General features: G+C 63.4%; 4 protein-coding genes and 2 pseudogenes. 4 read left to right on the forward strand and 2 right to left on the reverse strand.

Annotated features, from left to right (window positions below; genetic code table 11):
• Both G3436_RS21660 and gatC read right to left on the reverse strand, forming a co-directional pair.
• On the reverse strand, positions 1-454 hold a 454-nt coding region (locus tag G3436_RS21660), incomplete at its 3' end, for an amidase (RefSeq protein ID WP_243667258.1).
• A 16-nt stretch (positions 455-470) separates the two neighbouring features.
• Positions 471-757: pseudogene (gatC, locus tag G3436_RS21665) on the reverse strand (Asp-tRNA(Asn)/Glu-tRNA(Gln) amidotransferase subunit GatC).
• Between the two features lie 205 nt (positions 758-962).
• Between gatC and mreB the strand changes: the two are divergent.
• From mreB to G3436_RS21685, 4 genes and pseudogenes are all read left to right on the forward strand, one after another.
• Positions 963-2,000 (forward strand): rod shape-determining protein MreB, encoded by a 1,038-nt coding sequence (gene mreB / locus G3436_RS21670; protein WP_008371426.1) that lies wholly within the window; start codon positions 963-965, stop codon positions 1,998-2,000.
• 189 nt (positions 2,001-2,189) lie between these two features.
• A pseudogene (gene mreC / locus G3436_RS21675) lies at positions 2,190-3,190 on the forward strand (rod shape-determining protein MreC).
• On the forward strand, positions 3,190-3,678 hold the full coding sequence (mreD, locus tag G3436_RS21680; RefSeq protein WP_163949310.1) for a rod shape-determining protein MreD: 489 nt from the start codon (positions 3,190-3,192) through the stop codon (positions 3,676-3,678). Before mreC ends, mreD begins: the two are co-directional and overlap by 1 nt.
• Before the next feature lie 37 nt (positions 3,679-3,715).
• The coding region (locus G3436_RS21685) for a Maf family protein (protein ID WP_178116555.1) at positions 3,716-3,882 on the forward strand (167 nt) is incomplete at its 3' end.

Here is a 3,882-nt window from a genome sequence, read left to right on the forward strand (position 1 = left end):
AGGAGCCGCCTGGCACGTGCTCAAGGTTCCAGGGGTTCTTCACCGGGCCGTAGTGGCTGGATTCGTTGGCCGAACCCATGGCGAACTCATCCATGTTGGTCTTGCCCAGGGTGACCATGCCGGCGTCGGCCAGCTTGCTCACCACGGTGGCATCGTACGGCGAGACGAAGTTGTCGAGCATCTTCGAACCGCAACTGGTACGAATGCCCTGGGTGCAGAACAGGTCCTTGTGCGCGATCGGCGCGCCCAGCAGGGCACCGCTTTCGCCAGCGGCGCGGCGGGCGTCGGCGGCACGCGCCTGGCTCAGCGCCAGTTCGTCGGTGACGCTGATGAAGCTGTTGATTTGCGGGTCGAGTTGCTGGATGCGCGCCAGCAGCGTGCGGGTCAGCTCTTCGGCAGAAAAGGCTTTGTCGGCGAGTCCGCGGGCGATCTCGGCCAGGGTCAGTTGATGCATGGCAGGCTCTATTCCCTTACTCGATGACTTTAGGAACCAGGTACAGGCCGCTTTCGGTCGCCGGGGCGATGGCCTGGTAGCTGTCTCTCTGGTTACTTTCTGTTACCACGTCGGCACGCAGCGCTGACGGGCTTCCAGGGGGTGGGCCAATGGCTCGATGCCAGTGGTATCGACCGCTTGCATCTGGTCGACCAAACCCAGAATACTGTTCAAGGCATCGGTAGTGCGCGGAAGATCGGCTTCATTGAGGCCCAGACGGGCCAGATGAGCGATCTTTTCCACGTCGCAGCGTTCAAGCGCCATGGGGATCTCCAAGGGAAAACAAAAAACGGATTTGCTCCGCGAATGAGGAACATGCTGGCAGATTTACGGTCATAAGGCCGCGATTGTGTGCTGGCTTGCTCGGAAAAACTGCCAATTTAACATATTGGCGCCTTGCCCAAAATCCCCGCCGTTGTTAGAGTTTGCCGCACTTTTTTACCCACGCGTTGCCTAGGGTCACTTTCCCATGTTCAAGAAACTGCGTGGCATGTTTTCCAGCGATCTTTCCATCGACCTGGGCACTGCCAACACCCTTATTTACGTGCGTGAGCGCGGTATCGTCCTGAATGAGCCTTCGGTTGTGGCCATTCGTACTCACGGCAACCAGAAAAGTGTCGTCGCTGTCGGCACCGAGGCCAAGCGCATGCTCGGCCGTACGCCTGGCAATATTGCTGCCATTCGTCCGATGAAGGACGGTGTGATCGCCGATTTCAGCGTTTGCGAAAAAATGCTGCAGTACTTCATCAACAAGGTTCACGAAAACAGCTTCCTGCAGCCCAGCCCGCGTGTGCTGATCTGCGTGCCGTGCAAATCGACCCAGGTCGAGCGTCGTGCCATCCGTGAATCGGCCCTTGGTGCCGGTGCGCGTGAAGTGTTCCTGATCGAAGAACCAATGGCTGCGGCGATTGGTGCCGGCCTGCCGGTCGAAGAAGCCCGTGGCTCGATGGTCGTCGATATCGGTGGCGGTACCACCGAAATCGCGCTGATCTCGCTCAACGGTGTGGTCTACGCCGAATCCGTGCGGGTCGGTGGCGACCGTTTCGACGAAGCCATCGTCACCTACGTGCGCCGCAACTACGGCAGCCTGATCGGCGAGTCCACTGCCGAGCGCATCAAGCAGGAAATCGGTACCGCCTACCCAGGCGGCGAAGTGCGTGAAGTCGACGTGCGCGGCCGTAACCTGGCCGAGGGCGTGCCACGTGCCTTCACCCTCAACTCCAATGAAGTGCTCGAAGCGCTGCAAGAGTCGCTGGCGACCATCGTGCAAGCGGTCAAGAGCGCCCTGGAACAGTCGCCGCCGGAGTTGGCCTCCGACATCGCCGAGCGCGGCCTGGTGCTGACCGGTGGTGGTGCGCTGCTGCGTGACCTCGACAAGCTGCTGGCCCAGGAAACCGGCCTGCCGGTGATCGTTGCCGAGGACCCGCTGACCTGCGTGGCCCGTGGCGGTGGTCGCGCGCTGGAAATGATGGACAAACACACCATGGACCTGCTCTCCAGCGAGTGATTTGCTGGCAGCCCCTTGCCGTCGCCCGGTTTACAGGTAGCGCCCGGAGTGCTACCTGTATGCGCTGGCGACGCGCGTGTGGGCGTCGTTTCCATCCAACCTCCAGCAGGCCGGTGCGTTGCCGTATGAATGACCCCCTGATTCTTCGAGGAGCGGCCTATTAAACCGCTTTTCGCCAAAGGCCCTTCGCTGGGCGTGCACCTGCTCGTGCTGGTTGTGCTGTCGATCGCCCTGATGGTGGTCGATGCCCGCTTCACCCTGCTCAAGCCGCTGCGCAGCCAGATGGCGCTGGTACTGATGCCTTCCTACACCATCAGCGATCTGCCGCAACGTCTGTGGCAGGGCGTGGCCAGCCAGTTTGGCAGCCGCACGGAACTGGTGGCCGAGAACGAAAAACTCAAGACCGAAGCCTTGCTGCTGCAAGGGCGCCTGCAAAAGCTGGCGGCCCTGACCGAGCAGAACGTGCGGCTGCGCGAGTTGCTCAACTCTTCGGCGCTGGTCAATGAGAAGGTCGAGGTGGCCGAGCTGATCGGCGTCGACCCCAACCCCTTTACCCACCGGATCCTGATCAACAAGGGCGAGCGCGATGGCGTGGTGCTCGGTCAGCCGGTGCTCGACGCCCGCGGCCTGATGGGCCAGGTGGTCGAGCTGATGCCGTATACCTCGCGGGTACTGCTGCTGACCGATACCACCCACAGCATTCCGGTGCAGGTCAACCGCAACGGCCTGCGCGCGATTGCCAGCGGCACCGGCAACCCCGAACGCCTGGAACTGCGCCACGTGGCGGACACCGCGGATATCAAGGAGGGCGACCTGCTGGTGAGCTCGGGCCTGGGCCAGCGTTTCCCGGCCGGTTACCCCGTGGCCACGTGCGTGAAGTGATTCACGACTCCGGCCAGCCGTTCGCCATCGTGCGCGCGGTGCCGACTGCTGCGCTCAACCGCAGCCGCTACATGCTGCTGGTATTCTCCGACAGCCGCACTCCCGAGCAGCGTGCCGCGGATGCCGCACAGGCCCAGGAAGCGGCTGATCGCCAGGCCCAGAGCCCGATTGATGGCTCGCTGCCTGCCGCGCCTGCGGCGGTCACGCCGGTCACACCGGTTGCCCCTGGCGCTGCCCCCGTACCTGCTCCTGCCGCCGCACCCGCTGCCCCGGCAACGGCCCCGGCCACTTCTCGGGAGAGACACTGATGAGCAGTACCCGTAGCCGCAACGGTTGGGTGGTCTGGCTGACCTTCCTGATCGGCCTGTTGCTGAGCGTGTGGCCAACGCTGCCGTTCATGGAAATTTTCCGTCCATTGTGGCTGGCCTTGCTGCTGGCCTTCTGGACCCTGAACCTGCCGCACAAGGTCGGCATGACCACCGCGTTCGTGCTGGGCCTGGCCGAGGACGTGCTGTATGGCACGCTGCTGGGGCAGAATGCGCTGGTGCTGACCCTCATCACCTTCCTGGTGCTGTCGTTGCAGCAGCGCCTGCGCATGTTCCCGATGTGGCAGCAGAGCCTGGTGATCCTGGTGATCTTCGGCCTCGCGCAGTTGGTGCAGCTGTGGCTCAGTGCCCTGACCGGCAATCGCCAGCCGACCCTGGCGCTGGTCTGGCCGGCCGTCATCAGCGCCTTGCTGTGGCCCTGGATCAGCTTTGCCTTGCGTGGCCTGCGCCGACGCCTGAGTATCAACTGACCCGCTTTGCTCACCGACGCTGACACGGAGACGTCACATGACCGCGCTGTACCTGGCCTCTGGTTCGCCGCGCCGACGTGAGCTGCTGACCCAGATCGGGGTGCCGTTCACCGCCGTGAGCGCCGCCATCGATGAAACCCCACAGGCCGACGAGCCGGCCGTTGCCTATGTCGAGCGCCTGGCGCGCGAGAAGGCCGCCGCCGG

Origin of the sequence: Pseudomonas brassicae, assembly GCF_010671725.1 — a bacterium.
Lineage (GTDB): Bacteria > Pseudomonadota > Gammaproteobacteria > Pseudomonadales > Pseudomonadaceae > Aquipseudomonas > Aquipseudomonas brassicae.

Excerpts from the sequence above, each read along its gene's own strand:
- mreB (WP_008371426.1), top strand. The coding sequence starts at position 963 with ATGTTCAAGAAACTGCGTGGCATGTTTTCCAGCGATCTTTCCATCGAC.
- mreD (WP_163949310.1), top strand. The coding sequence starts at position 3,190 with ATGAGCAGTACCCGTAGCCGCAACGGTTGGGTGGTCTGGCTGACCTTC.